Here is a 17,896-nt window from a genome sequence, read left to right as displayed (position 1 = left end):
AGGTGGAACGCCAAGGACGCGCTTTGCGCGGCCTTGCAGCATTGTGGACACTGCAGCGTCCCTGGCCCTTTACGACCTTCCATGCCGCGCAAGAAAAGCGATGACTTCGTTCCCCATCCGCGCTACGGCGACGAACCCCGCCTGACCGGGCTGAACCCCAAGGAAAACTCGGGGACTGGCAAGGTCTACCTGCACTGGCACTCCCCCAGCGAGGTGCGCGTTCCAAACACGGCCATCGCCGCGGACACCTCGCGCCAGCTCCAGCCGACGATTGCCGTGACCCACTACTTCGACAGCCGGCGCCGCTGCGTCGACTGTCGAGACTCGTTCCTGTTCTTCGCCGCCGAGCAGAAGTACTGGTACGAGGTGCTGGGGTTTCCACTGGAATCCAACTGCGTGCGCTGCGTGCCCTGCCGGAAGAAGCAACGCGGTCTGGAAACGCAGCGCCAGCGCTACGAAGACCTGTTCGCGCTTGAGGATCGAACCGCGAATCAGGACATCGAGCTTGTCGAGTCTGCGCTGACCCTTGTCGCCGCCGGCATGTTCGGTACGCGAACGCTGGAGCGGATGCGCTCGCTACTGAAACAGGCGGAGCCGCATCGAAAGCTTGAGGGGCTCTGGCGGCGCTTGCGTGAGATCGAGGAAGCCAGCCGCTGACTCACACCCACCCCGAACAAATCGGATAGCGCCGCTCGCGCCCGAAGGCCCGCCGCGACACCTTCGGGCCCGGCGCGGCCTGACGGCGCTTGTACTCGCTGCGGAAGACCAGCTTTGCGACGCGCTCGACCGTGGCGGGCTCGAAGCCTTGGGCGATGATCTCGGCCTGCGACTGCTCCAGATCGATGAAGCGGAACAAGATCGCGTCGAGTACTTCGTAGGGCGGCAGCGAATCCTGATCGACCTGACCGGGCTTGAGTTCAGCCGAGGGCGCTCGTTCGATCACGCCGCGCGGGATGACCTCAACCTCGCGGTTGCGCCATTCGGCCAGCGCGTAGACCTCGGTCTTGTAGACATCCAGCAGGGGCGCGTAGGCGCCGCACATGTCGCCATAGATGGTCGCGTAGCCGACCGCGTACTCGCTCTTGTTGCCGGTGGTGAGCAGCAGCGCGCCCTCCAGATTCGACAGCGCCATCAGCAGCGCGCCGCGCGAGCGCGACTGCAGATTCTGTTCGGTCAGATCACTGTCGCGGCCCTTGAGCACATCGCCGAGGCTGTGCAGAAAGCCCGCGAACGGCGGCTCGATCGGCAGGGTCAGCAGGCGCACGCCCTGGTTCAGTGCCTGCCGCGCAGCGAGATCCTGGCTGAGCTCGGAGGTGTAGCGCGAGGGCAGGCGAACCGCGGTGACGTTCTCAGCGCCCAGGGCATCGACCGCAATCGCCAGCACCAGGGCAGAGTCGATGCCGCCGGACAGGCCCAGCAGCACCTTCGAAAAGCCTGATTTGCGCACGTAGTCGCGGGTCCCGCGTACCAGCGCGCCCCAGGTCTGCGCAGCGCGCGAGGTATCGGCATTCACCGGCCAGACCATCGGCACCAGCTGACGCTTGGCGGCGTCGAAACCCGCCAGCAGCAGATGCTCGGCGAAACTCTCGGCCGCCGCATGCAGCGAGCCATCGCCATCGGCGAGCTGGCTGGCACCGTCGAAGACCACGGCGTCCTGGCCGCCGACCGCATTGGCATAGGCCAGCGCCAGGCCACTGGCCTGCGCCTGCCGCGCCAGCAGGGCCGCGCGCTCGGCCAGCTTGTCGGCCTCATACGGAGAGGCATTGGTGATCACGCACAGCTGCACGCCCTGCCCCACTCGTTCAGCGAGTGGCGCCTCGTGCCAGATGTCCTCGCAGATCAGCAGGCCGACGCGCACGCCGGCAACCTCGAACACGCCGCTGCCGGCACGATCGTTCAGCGCCGGCACGAAATAGCGCTTCTCGTCGAACACCGCGTAGTTGGGCAGGCGCTGCTTGACGTAGCGGGTGATCAAACGGCCGTCGCCGATCACGCTGGCGACATTGCACAGGTCGCCGTCGATGCGCTGCGGATGGCCGACCACGGCGGTGATGCCCTGCACCTGCGGGATCAACGCATCGACCGCTGCCTCGCAGGCCTCAAGGAAGCTCGGACGCAGCAGCAGATCTTCGGGCGGATAGCCGCAGATCGCGAGCTCGGGAAACACCACCAGATCCGCCGCAAGCTCATCGCGGGCACGCAGGATCAGCTCAAGAATGCGCGCGGCGTTGGCGCTGACGGCACCGACGGGGAAGTCGAACTGGGCGAGGGCGAGGCGCATGGGCGGAGGCGAATGGGGAAAGCGGAGCAGTGTAGTGCGACGGGCTTCGCACGCGATGCTGAATCGCGCCGGTTGAGCAGCGACCAAGTGCCAACTTGGGCACGGGAAGCGAGGGAGCGAGTTGGATGACGAGGACAACGAGGCCTACAACGGCTTCGTGATGGCGGTGTCCAGCCTGATGTCGACCCAGAAGGCGGGGTTCTACCGGCCAGGGGCTGAGGACACGATTGCGGGAGCGCGCTCCCGCTTCGGCCGTGCCGACGGCAAACTGCCATGCCCAGCCGATGGAACGCGTAGACACTGGAATGAGTCTGCGGCGTCAGCCGCGTCGGTCGGGTTCGCCGCAGCATAGGCGGGTCGAGACCCACTGCAAGTTCTGTGGTGAGTCAAGACGCCCCGAAGGGGTACCGCGGTGGTTCAAAGACCCACCCTATGGCTCGCAGCGGGATTGGGATCATCAGCTCCGCATACGCGGCCGCTTGAACGGAGTCGGGGCCGTACACACAAAGGCCGCCCGAAGGCGGCCTTTGCATGCAAGCACGCTACAGCCTGCGCTTACTTGTTCATCAGCTCGAACAGCGCCTTGCCGAGGTCGGCCGGGCTGCGCACGGTCTTCACACCGGCGGCTTCGAGTGCAGCGAACTTGCCGGCCGCGGTGCCCTTGCCGCCGGAGGCGATCGCGCCGGCGTGGCCCATGCGCTTGCCGGCCGGGGCCGACGCGCCGGCGATGAAGCCGACCACGGGTTTGGTCACGTAGCTCTTGATGAACTCGGCCGCTTCTTCTTCGGCGCTGCCGCCGATCTCGCCGACCATGATGATGCCTTGGGTCTGCGGATCGTCCTGAAAGAGCTTCAGCGCATCGATGAAGTTGGTGCCGTTGATCGGGTCACCGCCGATGCCGATACAGGTCGACTGACCCAGGCCGACGTCCGTGGTCTGCTTGACGGCTTCATAGGTCAGGGTGCCGGAGCGGCTGACGATGCCGACCTTGCCGGGCAGATGGATGTGGCCGGGCATGATGCCGATCTTGCATTCGCCGGGGGTGATCACGCCGGGGCAGTTCGGGCCGATCAGCACGACATCGTCGTAACCGTTCAGCACGTTCTTGACCCGCAGCATGTCGAGCACCGGGATGCCTTCGGTGATGCAGACGATGACGCGGATGCCGGCGTCGGCCGCTTCGAGAATGGCGTCGGCCGCAAACGGCGGTGGCACGTAGATGACCGAAGCATCGGCGCCGGTGGCGTCGACGGCTTCCTGCACGGTGTTGAACACCGGCAGGCCGATGTGCTCGCTGCCGCCCTTGCCGGGGGTGACGCCGCCGACGACCTTGGTGCCGTAGTCGAGCATCTGCTGCGCGTGGAAAGTGCCCTGCTGGCCGGTGAAGCCCTGCACGATCACCTTGGTATTGGAGTTGACCAGAACGCTCATGGGTCTTGGATCCTTGGGTGGGTTCCGGCCCGCCGCGCGCTCAGCGCCGCGGCAGGCCTGCGGCGATTACTTGCGGATGGAGGCGACGGCCTTGCTGGCACCGTCATTGAGGTCATCCGCGGGGGTGATGGCAAGCCCGCTGTTGCGCAGCAGCTCCTTGCCCTTCTCCACATTGGTGCCCTCAAGACGCACGATCACCGGCACCTTGACCTGCACTTCCTTGACCGCGGCGATGATGCCCTCGGCGATCATGTCGCAGCGGACGATGCCGCCGAAGATGTTCACCAGGATGGCCTCGACCTTGGGCGAGGACAGGATCAGCTTGAAGGCCTCGGTAACGCGCTCCTTGGTGGCGCCGCCGCCGACATCCAGGAAGTTGGCCGGCTCGCCGCCCGCCAGCTTGATCACGTCCATCGTCGCCATCGCCAGACCCGCACCGTTGACCATGCAAGCGATGTTGCCGTCCATGGTCACGTAGTTCAGGTCGTGTTGGCTGGCCAGCACTTCGGTCTCGTCTTCCTGGCGGATATCGCGCATCGCCACCAGCTTGGGCTGGCGGAAGCTGGCGTTGTCGTCCGAGTTGACCTTGCCGTCGAGCGCGACCAGGTCACCCTTGTCGTCGATCGCCAGCGGGTTCAATTCGACCAGCGACAGGTCGCGGGCCAGGAACAGGTTGTACAGGCCGATCATCAGCTTGGTCAGCTGGCCGACCTGCTTCGGGTTCAGGCCCAGCGCAAAGCCGAGCTTGCGGCAGTGGTAGGGCTGCACGCCTTCGACGAAGTTGACGATCAAGGTCTGGATCGCTTCCGGGGTTTCCTCGGCGACCTTTTCGATCTCGACACCGCCCTCGGAGGACGCGATGAAGGTGATCGCCTTGGCGCCGCGGTCGACCAGCACGGAGAGGTAAAGCTCCTTGGCGATGTCGGTGGCTTCGGTGATCAGCACAGTGTCGACCGGCAGTGCGACGCCGCCGGACTGGTAGGTTTCCATGCGCGTGCCGAGCATGCGCTTGGCGGCTTCGCGGACGTCGTCATAGGTCTTGACCAGCTTGACGCCGCCGGCCTTGCCGCGGCCACCGGCGTGGATCTGCGCCTTCACCACCCAGTGGTTGCCGCCCAGCTTCTTGGCCGCGTCAACGGCCTCTTCGGGCGTGCGGGCGATGAAACCTGCGGGGACGGCGATGCCGAATTCGGCAAACAGCTCTTTGGCCTGATACTCGTGGAAGTTCATGCTGCACCTGGCTTCGGGGGAGGGCCCGACGCGCGCGATTCGGCGTCGGAAGGAGCGACGCGTCGTGGACAAACCGGCGCGTGACAGCGCGGCATTGTCGCCGTTCAGGCCGCAGAAGCCAAGCAAACCAAGGTGGGGCGCTTTCAAACCCCGCGAACACCCGTCAACTCGATCTCGGTTGGCGTGCCGGATCAGTAGGCATGCCCGTTACGCCCGGGGCGAGAACCCCGGCAGGCCACCCACCCACGTGCAGGGCTCAAACACACAAACGACAACGCCCGGCACAGGGCCGGGCGTTGTGGGACTACGAACTGCGGTCGCTTCAGAAGCTCAAGCGCGGACCGAAGAAGTATTGCTCGACACCATCACCGAACTTGACGTCAGCGATCAGGCCCCAGCTCTTGTTGATGTTGTACTGGCCGCCGATGCGGCCATAGCTGTCGCCACCGCCGCCATCCGGACGCTCGTAGCCGGCGAAGATGTAGCCCTCGAACTGCGGAGCCAGCTGGCTGCGGACGCCGACTTCACTGAAGTAGGACTCGCCATCCAGGTTGATTCCCAACGGGCCGGCCAGGTCGAACTTGCTGTAACCCAGGCGTGCCACCAGATCGGTGCTCTGATTCAGCGAATGCGCGTAGCCGAAACCGAGGTTCCAGCTGTCGGCGTCGACCCGGGCGCGATCGATGTCCAAGGCTTCGTAGCCACCGAAGGCGTGAAAACCCGCACCAATCGCGATCGAGCCGTTGACAACATAGCCGTCGGTTTTTGCGCCAAGGCCGTTGACGCGCGAGTAGCCGCCTTCGACGTAGCTGTAGGAAAGATCGCTGGCTGTGGCAGCGAAGGGCAGTGCGGCCAGCAGGCCGAGTGCAAGGATGGAACGCTTCATGCGTGGAACCTCCGTGTGATTGTCGTGGCCGCCTATCGGGGCAGCGGGGCGGAGTCTTGCGAGCGGCGATTGACGTTGGCCTGAACGGCCCGGATTCACCGGCTGCCGCAGTGGGCGCGCGTTCATCCGCCGACATCGCAGCGGCAGCGGGCGCAACAACGGCGGGCTGAGCACGCGGCATGCTTCGATGCGCTCCCAGACTTTCTCGTGGAAGTCATAGGCCACCGTGTTGCACAGCGGCTCGACGACGGCGAGCGCGCCAACGACCACGGCATCAGCGGTCAAGGCGTAGCCGACCGCGAACGCGACGCTGAAATGGACCAGGGCGAAACTGGCTGACTTGGCCGTAACGGGTGCGAACAGCGCACGGCGCTCGACTCCGGTGTCGCGCTGTCGGCACAGGAAGCAGCGCGCTGCACGCTCGACTTCGCCCGCACCGCCGCCTTCGTGCGGGCGCTCGCCGCGGTGATCCTCAAGCGTATGCGCCGGGCATCACCTTTGAATGTGTTGTACGCCGGCTGCGGCCCGTTCGCGACGCTGGCGCACCCGGAGCTCGAGTTCGACCCGCTCGCAGCGCGCGTGCGGATCGCACCCACCGCTTTGCTGGAGCTCTCACGCGACAGCCTGCCCGCGCTGCCCTCAGCGCTTGAGCCGGCCACCACCCGAATCCCCCTGCCAGCCTTGCGCATGCCCGATGTGCTGCCGACCGATCTGCAGCTGATGCTGACGACCTGTATCGAGCCGAGCGCGATCGATGTGCTGGGTGACTATGAGTCGGGTCTCACCTGTCCGAAATTCCTGTCGAACCCGGGCTTGATCCGCAGAGGCAAAGTGCTGCGGGTGGCGTATCGGCTGGGCCGCGATCCGGGCTTCGAAATCCGGCGCTGAGGCGGCCGACGCAGGCAACGCACACATGCACCCCGACGGCGCACGAAACGTGCGCCGTCGGGACTCGATAAGAGGTGCGAAGTCGGCCTGTAAGCCGGGTTCTGTCGAGGACCGTCATTCCTCTAGGCCCTGCGTCACCGCAGGGCTCAAGCAACCTACCCGAAGGCAACGCGGGCCGCGCCAACGCCTTCCTATTTGGTCTTGCTCCGGATGGGGTTTGCCGTGCCGTCCCTGTTGCCAGGTCCGCGGTGCGCTCTTACCGCACCGTTTCACCCTTACCACGCATGTCCGAGGACACCGTTCGGCGGTCTGTTCTCTGTTGCACTTTCCGTCGGCTCGCGCCGCCCAGGCGTTACCTGGCATCCCGCCCTATGGAGCCCGGACTTTCCTCGAAGGTGGCAAGCACCCTCGCGACGGTCCAGCCAACTTCGCGCTGCGGAGTCTACGCGCTCTCGTCGGTGACCGCCGAATACAGCACCTTGCGCGGCGCGCCGGACAGCTCTGCGGCAATCCGCGCCGCCTTCGACGCCGGCAGATGCTCGCGCAGCGCGGCGAAGATCCGCTGGCCCTCACGCAGCGCGGCATCGGCGTCCTCCGGTGCGCCTTCGATGATCAGCACGAACTCGCCGCGCTGCTGGTTGGGGTCGGCCTGCAGCGCGTTGATCAAACGGCCCAGGTCGCCGTCGAGCACGGTTTCGAACAGCTTGGTCAGCTCGCGCGCGATCACCGCCGGACGCTGCGCACCGAACACGGCGGCGGCGTCCTGCACGCATTCAAGAATGCGATGGCTGGATTCGTAGAACACCAGCGTGCGCGACTCGGCCAGCAACCCCTGCAGACGCTCGCGTCGCGCTGATGACTTGGCCGGCAGGAAGCCCTCGAAGGCGAAGCGGTCGGCCGGCAGCCCGGCCACCGACAAGGCCGCGATCAGCGCCGACGGCCCCGGCAGCGGACTGACCTTCAACCCGGCCGCGCGGGCTGCGCGCACCAGCCGAAAGCCGGGATCACTGATCAACGGCGTACCGGCATCGGAGATCAGCGCGATCTGCTGACCGGCCTGCAGGCGCTCCAGCACGGTCGCGATCTGCGACTCCTCGTTGTGGTCATGCAATGCCATCAATGGCCGCTTGAGGCCCTTGGCGGCCAGCAGCTGCTGGCTGTGGCGGGTGTCTTCGGCGCAGATCAGGTCGGCCTCGGCCAGGCAGCGCAGCGCGCGCGGCGAGAGATCATCAAGATTGCCGATCGGGGTGGCGACGACGTGGAGACAGCCGGGGGGTGAGGTGCTCATGGAGCGAAGTCTAGGGCGCGTGGACGCGGGATTGGGAATTTGGGAGTGGGGAATGAACGGCCGCTGCCGCCGCGTGCAGCCGACTGGATCGTTTGGGCGCGGCAACAAAACTGGCGGGGACCTGCGCGATCCCGATTCCCGATTCCCCAATCCCGAATCCCCGCCCCCAACCCAAGGCACTACACTGCGCGCCTGTCCAAAACACGGTTCGGCCTGCCTATGACCTGCTTCCGTCCCCTGCTCTGCGCGCTGCTGCTGGCCCTGATGACAAGCGCCTGCGACAGCCTGCCGACTCGCTCCGGCCCCTCGCCGGAGGTGCAGATGGCCGAGCGCCTGTATGCCGAAGGAGACTTCCCGGCCGCCGCGCAGGCGTTTCTCGATGCCGGCCAGCGCAGCCGCTCGCAGCGCGACGCGCTGACCTTGCGCGCGGCCGAAGCCTGGCGCGAGGACGGTCAGATCGAACAGGCGCGCGCCTTGGTCGAGGTCATCGGCGAACGTCGCCTGCAGCCCGACGAACTGCAGCGCTTGAACCTGCTGCGCGCCGAGCTGGCCGTGCTCGACCGGCAGCCGCAGCGCGCCCTCGACGTGCTCGCTGCACCCGCCGAGCAGTGGCCCGAGAACCAGCGCGATCGCGTGCACTTCCTGCGCGCCCAGGCGCATGCGGGGCTGGATCAGGCGTTTGAGGCGGCCCAGGAGCGTGCCGCGCTGGAGGCCTATCTGGCGCCGGCCGAGCGCACCGAGAACACTGAAGCGATCGTGTCTCTGCTGGGTCAGCTGCGTCCGGCCGACCTGCAGCGCGCCAGCAGCCGGCTGACTCGCAGCGCGCCACTGTACGACCACGCCGCGCGCCAGCTGCGCGCACTTGGCCTGGCGATGCCCAATGCCAGCGGCGACGGCAGCCGCGGCGACAGCGGCAGTCGTGCGCGCCGTGTCGCCCTGCTGTTGCCGCGCAGTGGGCCCCTCGCCGCCGCCGGTGAGGCGGTTCGCGATGGCTTCATGAGCGCGTATTTCAGCGACACCGGCGAACGCCCGGAGCTGGTGTTCTACGACGCCGGCGAAAGCGTCGAGCAAAGCCTGCAGGCCTACCGCAATGCCGCTGCCGATGGCGTGGATCGCGTGGTCGGGCCGCTGTCGCGCGAGGCGGTCGGCGCGCTGTTCGAGCTGGGCACTCTGCAGGTGCCGCTGCTGGCCTTGAACCGCGGCACGGTGACACCGCCGCCGGGCAGCCAGAGCTTCGCCCTGAGCCCTGAAGACGAAGGCAACGCCGCTGCCGAGCGCCTGCTGGCGCTGGGCTACCGGCGCATCATCATCGCCAACGGCGGCGACGAGCATGCGCGCCGCGTGCTGTCGGCCCTGCTGCCGGCGTTCGCCCGCGGTGGCGGCATCGTCGCTGCCGAGATCACGCCGCCGCAGGGCAGCCCCGACTACTCCGGTGCAATCCGTCAGGCGATCAACAGTGCCGGCATGCGCGCCGCGCCGGAAGGCGATTCGGAAGGCGCGCCGGACGCCGGCGCCACCGTCGGCGCGCTCAGCGTCGACGCCGATGCGTTCTATCTGGCGATGCGCTTCGAGCAGGCGCGCCTGCTGGTGCCGCAGCTGCGCATCGCCGGCATCTTCGATCGGCCCCTGCTGGCCACCTCGCAGATCCGTCCCGCCGAGGGCAGCGTGCGCATGGACCGCGACTTCGACGGCATCGAATTCACCGATCTGCCGTGGATGATCGGCACCCGCATCACCGGCCTGCCGGTGCCCGACGACAGCCGCGCGCTGGGTTCCGCGCGCGGCGCATCGGCGCGCCTGTTCGCGTTCGGCATCGATGCCTATCGGGTGCTGGCCGCCCTGCCGGCGATGTCACGGATGCCCGGTACGGCGATCGATGGCGCCACTGGCAGCCTCAGCCTGGACGACTTCGGCCAGATCCTGCGCAGCCCCGGCTGGGGTCGCTTCGAGGGCGCACGGGTGCGGCCGGTGCCGGGTCGTGAGTCCAGCGGCGGCTTCGATGCCGGCAGCGCCTTCCGCTGAGGGCCAGCGCCGCGAAGCCCAGGCCCTGCGCCATCTGCAGACGGCCGGGCTGAAGCTGCGCGCGGCCAATGTGCGCTATCGCTACGGCGAGCTCGACCTGGTGATGGACCATGGCGAGGTGCTGGTGTTCGTCGAAGTGCGCTATCGACGCAGCGGCAGCCACGGCGGCGCAGCGGCGTCGATCAGCCCGTCCAAGCAGCACAAGCTGCTGCTGGCTGCGCAGGCCTTTCTGGCCGCCCATCCGGCGCTGGCGCAGCGGCCGTGCCGGTTCGATGTGCTGGCGATCGAAGGCGAGGCCAGCATCGACTGGCTGCGCAACGCGTTCTACTTCGACGGCTGATACTCCCCCGCCAGCGCGCTTGACCAATGCGCCTTGCCGCCTGCGCCGACGCTCGCGCATCATCGCGGGCAGTCCTTCCCAAACCGCGGCGGCCGCCCCTATGAGCACACCCACCTATCCCGAATTCATCTGGCAGAACGGGCAGATCAAGCCCTGGGCGGAGGCCACCACCCATGTGATGGCGCACGCGCTGCACTACGGCTCCTCGGTGTTCGAGGGCATCCGCAGCTACGAAACCCCGAACGGCCCGGCGATCTTCCGCCTCACCGACCATCTGACCCGGCTGTTCCACTCGGCCAAGATCTACGACATCCCGATGCCGTTCGACCTGGCAACCCTGTGCGCGGCCAGCCGCGAAGTGCTGAAGCGCAACGGCCTCGGCAAGGGCTACCTGCGCCCGATCGCCTACCGCGGCCTGGGCGGGTTCGGGCTGTCGGCCGACTGCCCCACCGATGTCGCCATCGCCGCCTGGAACATGGGCGCCTACCTCGGTGCCGGTGTGCTGGAGCAGGGCATCGATGCCTGCGTGTCGAGCTGGCAGCGGATGGCGCCCAACACCATCCCGACCGGCGCCAAGGCCGGCGGCAACTATCTTTCGGGCCAGTTGATCGCGCGTGAGGCGCGCCGGCTCGGCTTCGGCGAAGGCATCGCCCTGGCCTCGACCGGCCTGCTCAGCGAGGGCGCCGGGGAGAACCTGTTCCTGGTCTTCAACGGCGCCCTGCACACCACCCCGGCCTCGGCCGCGATTCTCAACGGCATCACCCGCCACAGCCTGATGACCCTGGCCCGCGACCACGGCATCGAAGTGGTGGAGCGCGACATGCCGCGCGAGTATCTGTACCTCTGCGACGAACTGTTCATGTGCGGCACGGCCGCCGAGATCACTCCGATCCGCAGCGTCGACGGCAAGCCGGTCGGCGCCGGCAAACCGGGGCCGCTGACCCAGCGCATGCAGGAGCTGTTCTTCGGCCTGTTCGACGGCCGCACCCCGGACCGCTACGGCTGGCTCGAAGCAATCGGCTGAGAACGTTTGACAACGACACCGTCAGCCGCTCGCCGGGCTGACGGTGCAGGTCTTGCATACGGCTGAATGGTTTCCCGTCGCGGCCCCATTCCTTGACCGCAGCAGCGCCCAACGTCGGCACACCCAGCCAGACTCACCTGCGCGTCTTCCTGCTTGTAGCGCTGGCACTGGCCGCTGTACTGCGTCCGCTGGCGGCGGCTGAGCGCAAACCGCTGGACCAGTATTTCCAGGAAACCTGGACCACCCGCGAAGGCCTGCCGCACAACAGCGTCAATGCGATCACCCAGACCGCCGATGGCTACCTGTGGATCGGCACCTGGGAAGGCGTCTCACGCTACAGCGGTCACGGCTTCCGCACCTTCGATCGGCGCTTAATACCCGAGCTGCCGGATTCCGGCATCCATGGCCTGTACGTCGAAGCCGACGGCAGCCTGCTGATCGCCGGTGCGCGCGGCGGAATGTCGCGCTACAGAGACGGCGTGTGGAGCCCGCTGCCGCAAGCCCCCACCCTGATCAACCGGCTGCTGCGCGATCGCAACGGCAGCCTCTGGGCCGGAATGTCCAACGGCGGCCTGATGCAGATCGACCCCGAGGGCCGGCGCCAGTACTTCGCGGTCGACCCAGATTCCGGCGGCGGCCGGGTGCACGCCCTGCTGGAGGATCGCCTGGGCCGGATCTGGGTCGGCAGCTCGCACGGGCTGAAACGGATCGTCGACGATCAACTGGTGCCCGCGCCCGATCGCAGCGGTCGGCTGGGCAGCGCACGCGTGCTGTCCCTGCTGACCGACGCCGGGGGCCACCTGCTGGCCGGCACCGAACGCGGTCTGTACGTATCGGTGCAGCCGCTGGCCGCCGCTGCCGACCCTGATCTCAGCTTCGTCGCGCGCGAACCGGAGCTCGCCACTGATGCGATCGCCAGCCTGCTGATCGACCGCCGCGGCGACCTGTGGATGGGCACGATCAATCAAGGACTGTTTCGCCGCAGCCCGCTCGGCCTCGAACAACTCGATACCCGCGCCGGCCTGCCCAACAGCCGCGTGCTCGATCTGTTCGAGGACCGCGAGGGCAGCCTGTGGATCGGCACCAATGGCGGCCTGCTGCGGCTTGGGGACGCCCCCTTCTCCAGCGTCAGCCTTCGCAACGGGCTGTCGGACGATTTCGTGCGCAGCCTGCTTGAACTGCCCGACGGCCGGCTGCTGGTGGGCACCAGCCGGGGGCTGAACATCGTAAGCGCTGATGGCAGTGCGCAGGTCTGGGATTCCGCGGACAGCCTGGACCAGCTTTCGGTACTGAGCTTGGCACCCGCCGCACGCGGGGGATTCTGGGTCGGCACCTATGCAGAAGGCGTAATGCGCGTCGAACACGGGCGGGTGGTCGAGCAAATCGGCATCGACCAGGGCCTGCCTTCCAACGAGGTTCGCGCACTGCTGGAGGATCGTGATGGAAGCCTGTGGATGGGCACCACGCAGGGCCTGGCCCATCTTCGAGAGGGGCGCGTGGCGGCAATCAACGTCACCGACGGACTGCCCGACAACTTCATCGTCAGTCTGCTGCATGACTCCACGGGTGCGCTTTGGGTGGGCACCGGCAAGGGCCTGGTGCGGCTGCATGCCGGGCGCATGGAGACCATCAGCCTGGCGGCTGCCGCAGGCGCCGAATCGGTCTACTCCATGCGCGAGGATCGGGACGCGGGCGTGCTGTGGCTCGCGACCGACCGTGGTTTGCTGCGTCTGCGCCTCAGCGATCGTCAGATGGGTATCCTCGGCCATGCCAACGGACTGCCATTCGAAAAGTTCTTCAGCAGCACGGACGACGGCGCCGGCGGCCTGTGGCTGGCTGGCAATGCCGGCGTGCTTCGGATCGACCGCGAGCAGGCGCACAGGGTGGCCAGCGGGCAGAGCAGCCAGCTGAGCTACGAACAGTTCGCCGAGGCCGACGGCATGCTGAGTGCGCAGTGCAACGGCGGCTCCTGGCCGTCGGCACTGCTGCGTGCGGATGGCTCGATCTGGGTCGCCACCGCACTCGGCGCGGCTCACATCGATCCGAGCCGGCTTGAGGACTTCGCCCAGCGCACACCACCGGTAGTGATCGAATCGGTGCAGGCCGATGGCAGCGAGCTGGCGCTGACGCCAACGATCCTGATTCCCGCTGGCACCAGCCGGATTGAAATCGCGTTTGCCGGCCTGGCCTTTGTAATGCCGCAGCGGGTGCGCTACCGCTATCGTCTGGAGGGCTTCGACCGCGATTGGATCGAACGCGGCGCGCAGGGCACTGCCGCGTTCACCAACCTGGGCCCAGGCAACTACGTTCTGCATGTTCAAGCCGCGCACACCAGCGGCCAATGGAACCCGCAGGCTGCGCGGCTGAGCCTGCAGATCGCACCGCTCTGGTGGCAGCGCTGGAGCACCCGCGCCGCCTTCGGCCTGCTGCTTTCGCTGCTGATCTTCAGCATGGTGCAGCATCGGCTGCGACGCCTGCGGCAGCGCGAAGCGCGGCTGCTCGAGCTGGTCGAAGAGCGCACCCGTGCGCTCAGCACCCAGACCGAGCGCCTGATCGCCGCCGACAGCGAGAAAAGCTGCCTGCTCGAACAGCTGCAGCGACAGTCCGAAGCCTTCGCGCGTCAGGCCCGCGAAGACCCGCTGACCGGCCTCGCCAACCGTCGCGCGCTCGACGAGCTGCTGGCCTACGAATTCGCGCGCGCGGAGCGCTCCGACCAGCCGCTGTGCGTCGCGCTGGTCGACATCGATCACTTCAAGCGGGTCAACGACGAGCATTCGCATGCGGTCGGCGATGCTGTGCTCAAGACGATGGCCGAGCGCATGCGCGAGCTGTGTCGCGACATCGATACCGTCGCCCGCTGGGGCGGCGAGGAGTTCGCCGTGCTGCTGCCCAACACCCGACTGTCGGACGCACTCAGTGTCTGCGAGCGCATGCGCGCCGGCATCGACAAACTCGACTTCGACACCGCGGTGCCCGGCCTGCACATCACCATCAGCATTGGTCTGGCCTCGCATGAGGGCCATGTCGACTACGACCGCATGCTGTCGCAGGCGGACGCTGCGCTGTACGCAGCCAAGAGCTCCGGCCGCAACCGGGTGGCGTGTTGAAGCCCATTCGCGCCAGTGGAACCGGCGCCACCCCGGCGCGCGTCAGCGTTGCCGCTGAGGTCCGCAGCAAGGGCGGTCTCACGGCTCCGAGCAGGCGCTCGATGGCGGGCGCAAGCGTGTACGATTCTGGCGTTCATCGCCGGCCCGGCCCGCATGCCTACTGACCCGAACAATTCCGGCTCTGGCAGCTCTGGCAGCTCGGGCGCGCCCCGCGCGGCACCGTCGGAGATTGCGCGCGAGACGCTCAAGCAGCTTGCTGCGCGTCGCCTGCCGCCCACGCCCGAGAACTACCAGCGCGTCTACCAGCAGATCGTTGGCGAGGAAGCACCCGACGTCTTCCCGGCCGAAGCCCTGCGCGGCGTCGCCAACGCGCTGCCGCGCGGCAATCCGTCGCTGCTGGCGGTCGCGCGCCAGTTCGAGCGCGCCATCGCCCACGGCAGTTGGGCCAGCCTGCGCAATGGCTTGTCCAGCGCGCTGCAGGACGCCTTCGATACCGAACTGCCCTGGGCCAGCCTGCTGCTGGATCTGCTGCGCGAGCTCGACTCCGAGCGCGCCATCAATGAGCGCTCGGTACGCCTGCAATCCTTGCTGCAGGTGCTGGCACTGCCGCTGGAGTCGGTCCAGATCCACCGCCGTCTGGACGCTCTGCTGCGCGACTGGCGACGTGGCTACCGCGCTCCGCCACCGCCGAACCCGGGCGATGGCTTCAGCGCGCTGTTGGGCAACCTGCTGCGCAGCGGCGTAGCGCCCATGCTGGCCGCGCAGCCAGCCTTGGCCGAAGAAGCCAGCGAGCTCAGCCAGCGCCTGATGGCGGGCAGCGTGCCCGCTGACGAGGCAACACTGATTCTGCAGCTCAAGCGTCTGGGCGAAGGTCTGGAGCTGGCGCGCGAGTCGGAGGCCAGCCTGCGCGCAGCGTTGATCGAGCTGCTGCGCCTGATCATCGACAACATCCGCCTGCTGGTGGTGGAAGATCACTGGCTGCATGGCCAGATGAGCCTGCTGTCCGAAGCACTCGGCGGCGCGCTCGACATACGCGCGCTGGAGGAAGTCGGCCGCCGCCTGCGCAAGGTGATCGAGAAGCAGGGCGATCTGACCCGCCAGATCGCCGATGCGCAGCAACGCCTGAAGCTGATGCTGAGCGGCTTCATCGATCAACTTGGCCAACTCACCGACAGCACCTCCGGCTACCACGATGTGCTGGCCGACTGTGCGAGCCGGATCGCCGCAGCCGATCACCTCGATCAGCTCGCCGGGCTGGTGCAGGAGCTGCTCGTCCACACCGAAGCGACCCGCGATACGGCAGCGCGCTCGGCGCGCGAACTCGTAGTGCTGCGCGAGCGAGTGGAGGCGGCCAACCAAAGCATGGTCGTGCTGCGGCGCGAGCTGGAAGAGACCAGCCAGCTGGTACGCCACGACCCGCTGACCGGTGCGCTCAACCGCAAAGGCCTGGACGAGGCACTGGCGCGTGAGATCTCGCGCATGCAGCGGATGGGCACGCGCCTGTGCGTCGCCGTGCTCGATGTCGACAACTTCAAAGAGATCAACGACACCCACGGCCACCTGGTTGGCGATGAAGTGCTGCGCCACCTGACCACGGTGCTGCGCGACACCTTGCGCGCCAATGATTCGGTGGTGCGCTACGGCGGCGAGGAATTCGTGCTGCTGCTGCCGGGCATCGGCGCGGAGGAAGCGCAAGCGGTGGTGGTGCGGCTACAGCGCGAGCTGACCAAGCGCTTCTTCCTCGCCAATGCGCACAAGCTGCTGCTGACCTTCAGCGCGGGCGTCACCGACTTCGACGCCCATGAAGACCCAGCGCAGGTCATCGAGCGCGCAGACAAGGCGATGTACGCGGCCAAGCATGCGGGCAAGAATCGGGTGATGGTGGTTTGATTGGCGCGGGGAATGGGGCATCGGGCGTCGGGAATCGTCAGCAGCGGGGTTCGGCCAGATCGGGTTCTCCTGCTCGTGCTGAGCGTCATTCGCCCGCCTCAGGTGCAGATCCAGGTGGAGTCTGGTGCGTCGGTGGCATTGCCAAGCCGGGCGAACGTGGATGATCGAGATCGACCCAGTGCCAACCCTGCACCCTGCCCTGCCGCAGCTGCAGCACGACCGCACCGGGTGCGCCAATCCGGCGTGCGGACGAAAAACTCAGCGCCGGTCCGAGGCCGATATCGCGGCGATGCCAGGTTTCCAGAATCGCGCTGACGCGCTGGCTGTGCACCTCGCCGCCGGCCTCCTCCAGCACGGCTCCCAGGCTGCGGGCGGCCGCCAGCGTCCACAGCTGGGCCAGCGCGTGCTCACGCGGCAGTGGCCGAAGCGCGCCGAGCCTTCTGAACAGCTCTCGGCCAGCGCTTCCCGCCAACTCCACGGTGGGCGGCACCGCCACGTGGACGGAGCCCGGGTAGCGCGCTGCAAGCTCGATCAGGGCCGCGCTCTCCAGCCAGTGAGTCAGAAGCAGAACGCGATCCTCCGGCTGAGTCTGAAGCCACGCTGCCAGCGCCGGGGTTGCACTGCCCTCGTGCAGCAGGGCGACCGAGGGTGATCGCAGCGAGGCAGGCTGGGTGCCGGCCGGCCAGACTTCGACGCCCAGAGCCTGGGCATGCTGACGCAAGGCCTCGGCCCGGGCGTCTGTTCCCGAGTAGAGCGCATACCGCGAAGACTCCGAATCTCCGGCCGATGCGAACAGCGCAATCACCGGCACCCGGTCAGCGGGCTTGGGTGCTGCGTTGACCGGGTCCAGGGCCAGATCCAGGCCGGCCAGCAAGGGCTCGGCGAAGGGCTGATCGAGCTCGAGAAACCGCCATTCGATTCTGCGGTGATAGATGCCACCGCGAACCTCAAGCTCGGCGGCATAGGCCTCCAGTACCGCCCGCATCGCCTGGTTGCGCTGCTGCGCCGCCGGATGCGTGGCCACCGGCAGACGCACTCCAATCTGCACCATCGTCGCCGCCCCCGCGTCCAGCGCGCGCAGGTAGGCAAGCAGGCCGGCCACCTCATTGGCCTGCAGCCGATATCGCGGCATCGCCCAAGCCAGAACCTGTTCGGCGGGATCGAGGCCGTGCTGCAGCGCGCGCGCGAAGCTCTCCTCGCTGTAGCCCGGGCGCCAGCGAAAACGGCCGCCGAGCACCGGATAGGGCTTGTGCAGATGTGACCACAGGATCTGTGGCGCGGCGACACCGCCCTCGATTCGCCCGCGGGCATCGGCGCCGTGGCAGTTCGCGCAGGCGAACAGCTTCGCATCGACCTCGATCTCCGCATCGCCGAGCGTCACCGAAGAGGCGGCGGCGATCTCGCCACGCTCGAACACCGCGGCGCCCAGCGTGCGCAGTTCCGGCTCATCGGCGTGGGCGTACGGCGCAAGCCAGCAGCTGAGCAACACGACTGACCACCACCCTTTGC

At 67.6% G+C, this 17,896-nt stretch carries 13 protein-coding genes and 1 other RNA gene; 7 read left to right on the top strand and 7 right to left on the bottom strand.

Translation table 11 applies throughout. The annotated features are described in order from the left end of the window. Positions 1 to 81: 81 nt before the first annotated feature. Positions 82 to 657 (top strand): zinc-ribbon domain containing protein, encoded by a 576-nt coding sequence (locus tag ACIQ7H_RS03905; protein WP_395788594.1) that lies wholly within the window; start codon positions 82 to 84, stop codon positions 655 to 657. Between the two features lies 1 nt (position 658). Here the strand turns inward: ACIQ7H_RS03905 and ACIQ7H_RS03900 are convergent, their stop codons facing one another. The 4 genes from ACIQ7H_RS03900 to ACIQ7H_RS03885 all read right to left on the bottom strand — a co-directional run bounded on the left by ACIQ7H_RS03900 (position 659) and on the right by ACIQ7H_RS03885 (position 5,828). After that, entirely contained in the window at positions 659 to 2,281 is a 1,623-nt protein-coding gene (locus ACIQ7H_RS03900) for an NAD+ synthase (RefSeq protein ID WP_395788592.1), read from the bottom strand. A 555-nt stretch (positions 2,282 to 2,836) separates the two neighbouring features. Further along, complete coding sequence (gene sucD / locus ACIQ7H_RS03895) at positions 2,837 to 3,712, bottom strand: succinate--CoA ligase subunit alpha (RefSeq protein ID WP_395788590.1); 876 nt, start codon at positions 3,710 to 3,712, stop codon at positions 2,837 to 2,839. Positions 3,713 to 3,778: 66 nt separating this feature from the next. Next, positions 3,779 to 4,942 (bottom strand): ADP-forming succinate--CoA ligase subunit beta, encoded by a 1,164-nt coding sequence (gene sucC / locus ACIQ7H_RS03890; RefSeq protein WP_395788588.1) that lies wholly within the window; start codon positions 4,940 to 4,942, stop codon positions 3,779 to 3,781. A gap of 322 nt (positions 4,943 to 5,264) precedes the next feature. Next, entirely contained in the window at positions 5,265 to 5,828 is a 564-nt protein-coding gene (locus ACIQ7H_RS03885) for a diffusible signal factor-reguated Ax21 faimly protein (protein WP_395788683.1), read from the bottom strand. A 480-nt stretch (positions 5,829 to 6,308) separates the two neighbouring features. On the opposite strand from ACIQ7H_RS03885, the gene ACIQ7H_RS03880 reads away from it, so the two are divergent. Continuing rightward, complete coding sequence (locus ACIQ7H_RS03880; RefSeq protein ID WP_395788586.1) at positions 6,309 to 6,716, top strand: hypothetical protein; 408 nt, start codon at positions 6,309 to 6,311, stop codon at positions 6,714 to 6,716. A 74-nt stretch (positions 6,717 to 6,790) separates the two neighbouring features. On the opposite strand, the gene rnpB is transcribed toward ACIQ7H_RS03880, so the two are convergent. Together rnpB and rsmI are read right to left on the bottom strand one after the other, a co-directional pair. Further along, positions 6,791 to 7,146, bottom strand: an RNA gene (gene rnpB / locus ACIQ7H_RS03875) — RNase P RNA component class A. A 12-nt stretch (positions 7,147 to 7,158) separates the two neighbouring features. Then, on the bottom strand, positions 7,159 to 8,004 hold the full coding sequence (gene rsmI, locus ACIQ7H_RS03870) for a 16S rRNA (cytidine(1402)-2'-O)-methyltransferase (protein ID WP_395788584.1): 846 nt from the start codon (positions 8,002 to 8,004) through the stop codon (positions 7,159 to 7,161). 219 nt (positions 8,005 to 8,223) lie between these two features. Here rsmI and ACIQ7H_RS03865 point away from each other — a divergent pair, with 219 nt between their 5' ends. The 5 genes from ACIQ7H_RS03865 to ACIQ7H_RS03845 all read left to right on the top strand — a co-directional run bounded on the left by ACIQ7H_RS03865 (position 8,224) and on the right by ACIQ7H_RS03845 (position 16,387). Further along, positions 8,224 to 10,026 carry a penicillin-binding protein activator gene (locus ACIQ7H_RS03865; protein WP_395788582.1) on the top strand — a complete coding sequence of 601 codons (1,803 nt, stop codon included), beginning with the start codon at positions 8,224 to 8,226 and terminating at the stop codon, positions 10,024 to 10,026. Then, complete coding sequence (locus tag ACIQ7H_RS03860) at positions 10,004 to 10,366, top strand: YraN family protein (protein ID WP_395788580.1); 363 nt, start codon at positions 10,004 to 10,006, stop codon at positions 10,364 to 10,366. The genes ACIQ7H_RS03865 and ACIQ7H_RS03860 overlap by 23 nt, the downstream gene beginning before the upstream one ends. Positions 10,367 to 10,466: 100 nt before the next feature. Beyond that, positions 10,467 to 11,390 (top strand): branched-chain amino acid transaminase, encoded by a 924-nt coding sequence (locus ACIQ7H_RS03855; protein WP_395788578.1) that lies wholly within the window; start codon positions 10,467 to 10,469, stop codon positions 11,388 to 11,390. 92 nt (positions 11,391 to 11,482) lie between these two features. Next, positions 11,483 to 14,497, top strand: coding sequence for a two-component regulator propeller domain-containing protein (locus ACIQ7H_RS03850; RefSeq protein ID WP_395788576.1), 3,015 nt, complete (start codon positions 11,483 to 11,485; stop codon positions 14,495 to 14,497). Between the two features lie 153 nt (positions 14,498 to 14,650). Beyond that, positions 14,651 to 16,387, top strand: coding sequence for a diguanylate cyclase (locus ACIQ7H_RS03845; RefSeq protein WP_395788574.1), 1,737 nt, complete (start codon positions 14,651 to 14,653; stop codon positions 16,385 to 16,387). Positions 16,388 to 16,472: 85 nt separating this feature from the next. On the opposite strand, the gene ACIQ7H_RS03840 is transcribed toward ACIQ7H_RS03845, so the two are convergent. Then, positions 16,473 to 17,876 (bottom strand): c-type cytochrome, encoded by a 1,404-nt coding sequence (locus tag ACIQ7H_RS03840; protein WP_395788572.1) that lies wholly within the window; start codon positions 17,874 to 17,876, stop codon positions 16,473 to 16,475. Positions 17,877 to 17,896 lie beyond the last annotated feature (20 nt).

Source organism: Aquimonas sp. (genome assembly GCF_044377145.1).
Classification (GTDB): Bacteria; Pseudomonadota; Gammaproteobacteria; order Xanthomonadales; family Xanthomonadaceae; genus Aquimonas.
Note: the sequence above shows the minus strand (reverse complement) of the source record. Positions and strands in the feature narration are given on the sequence as shown.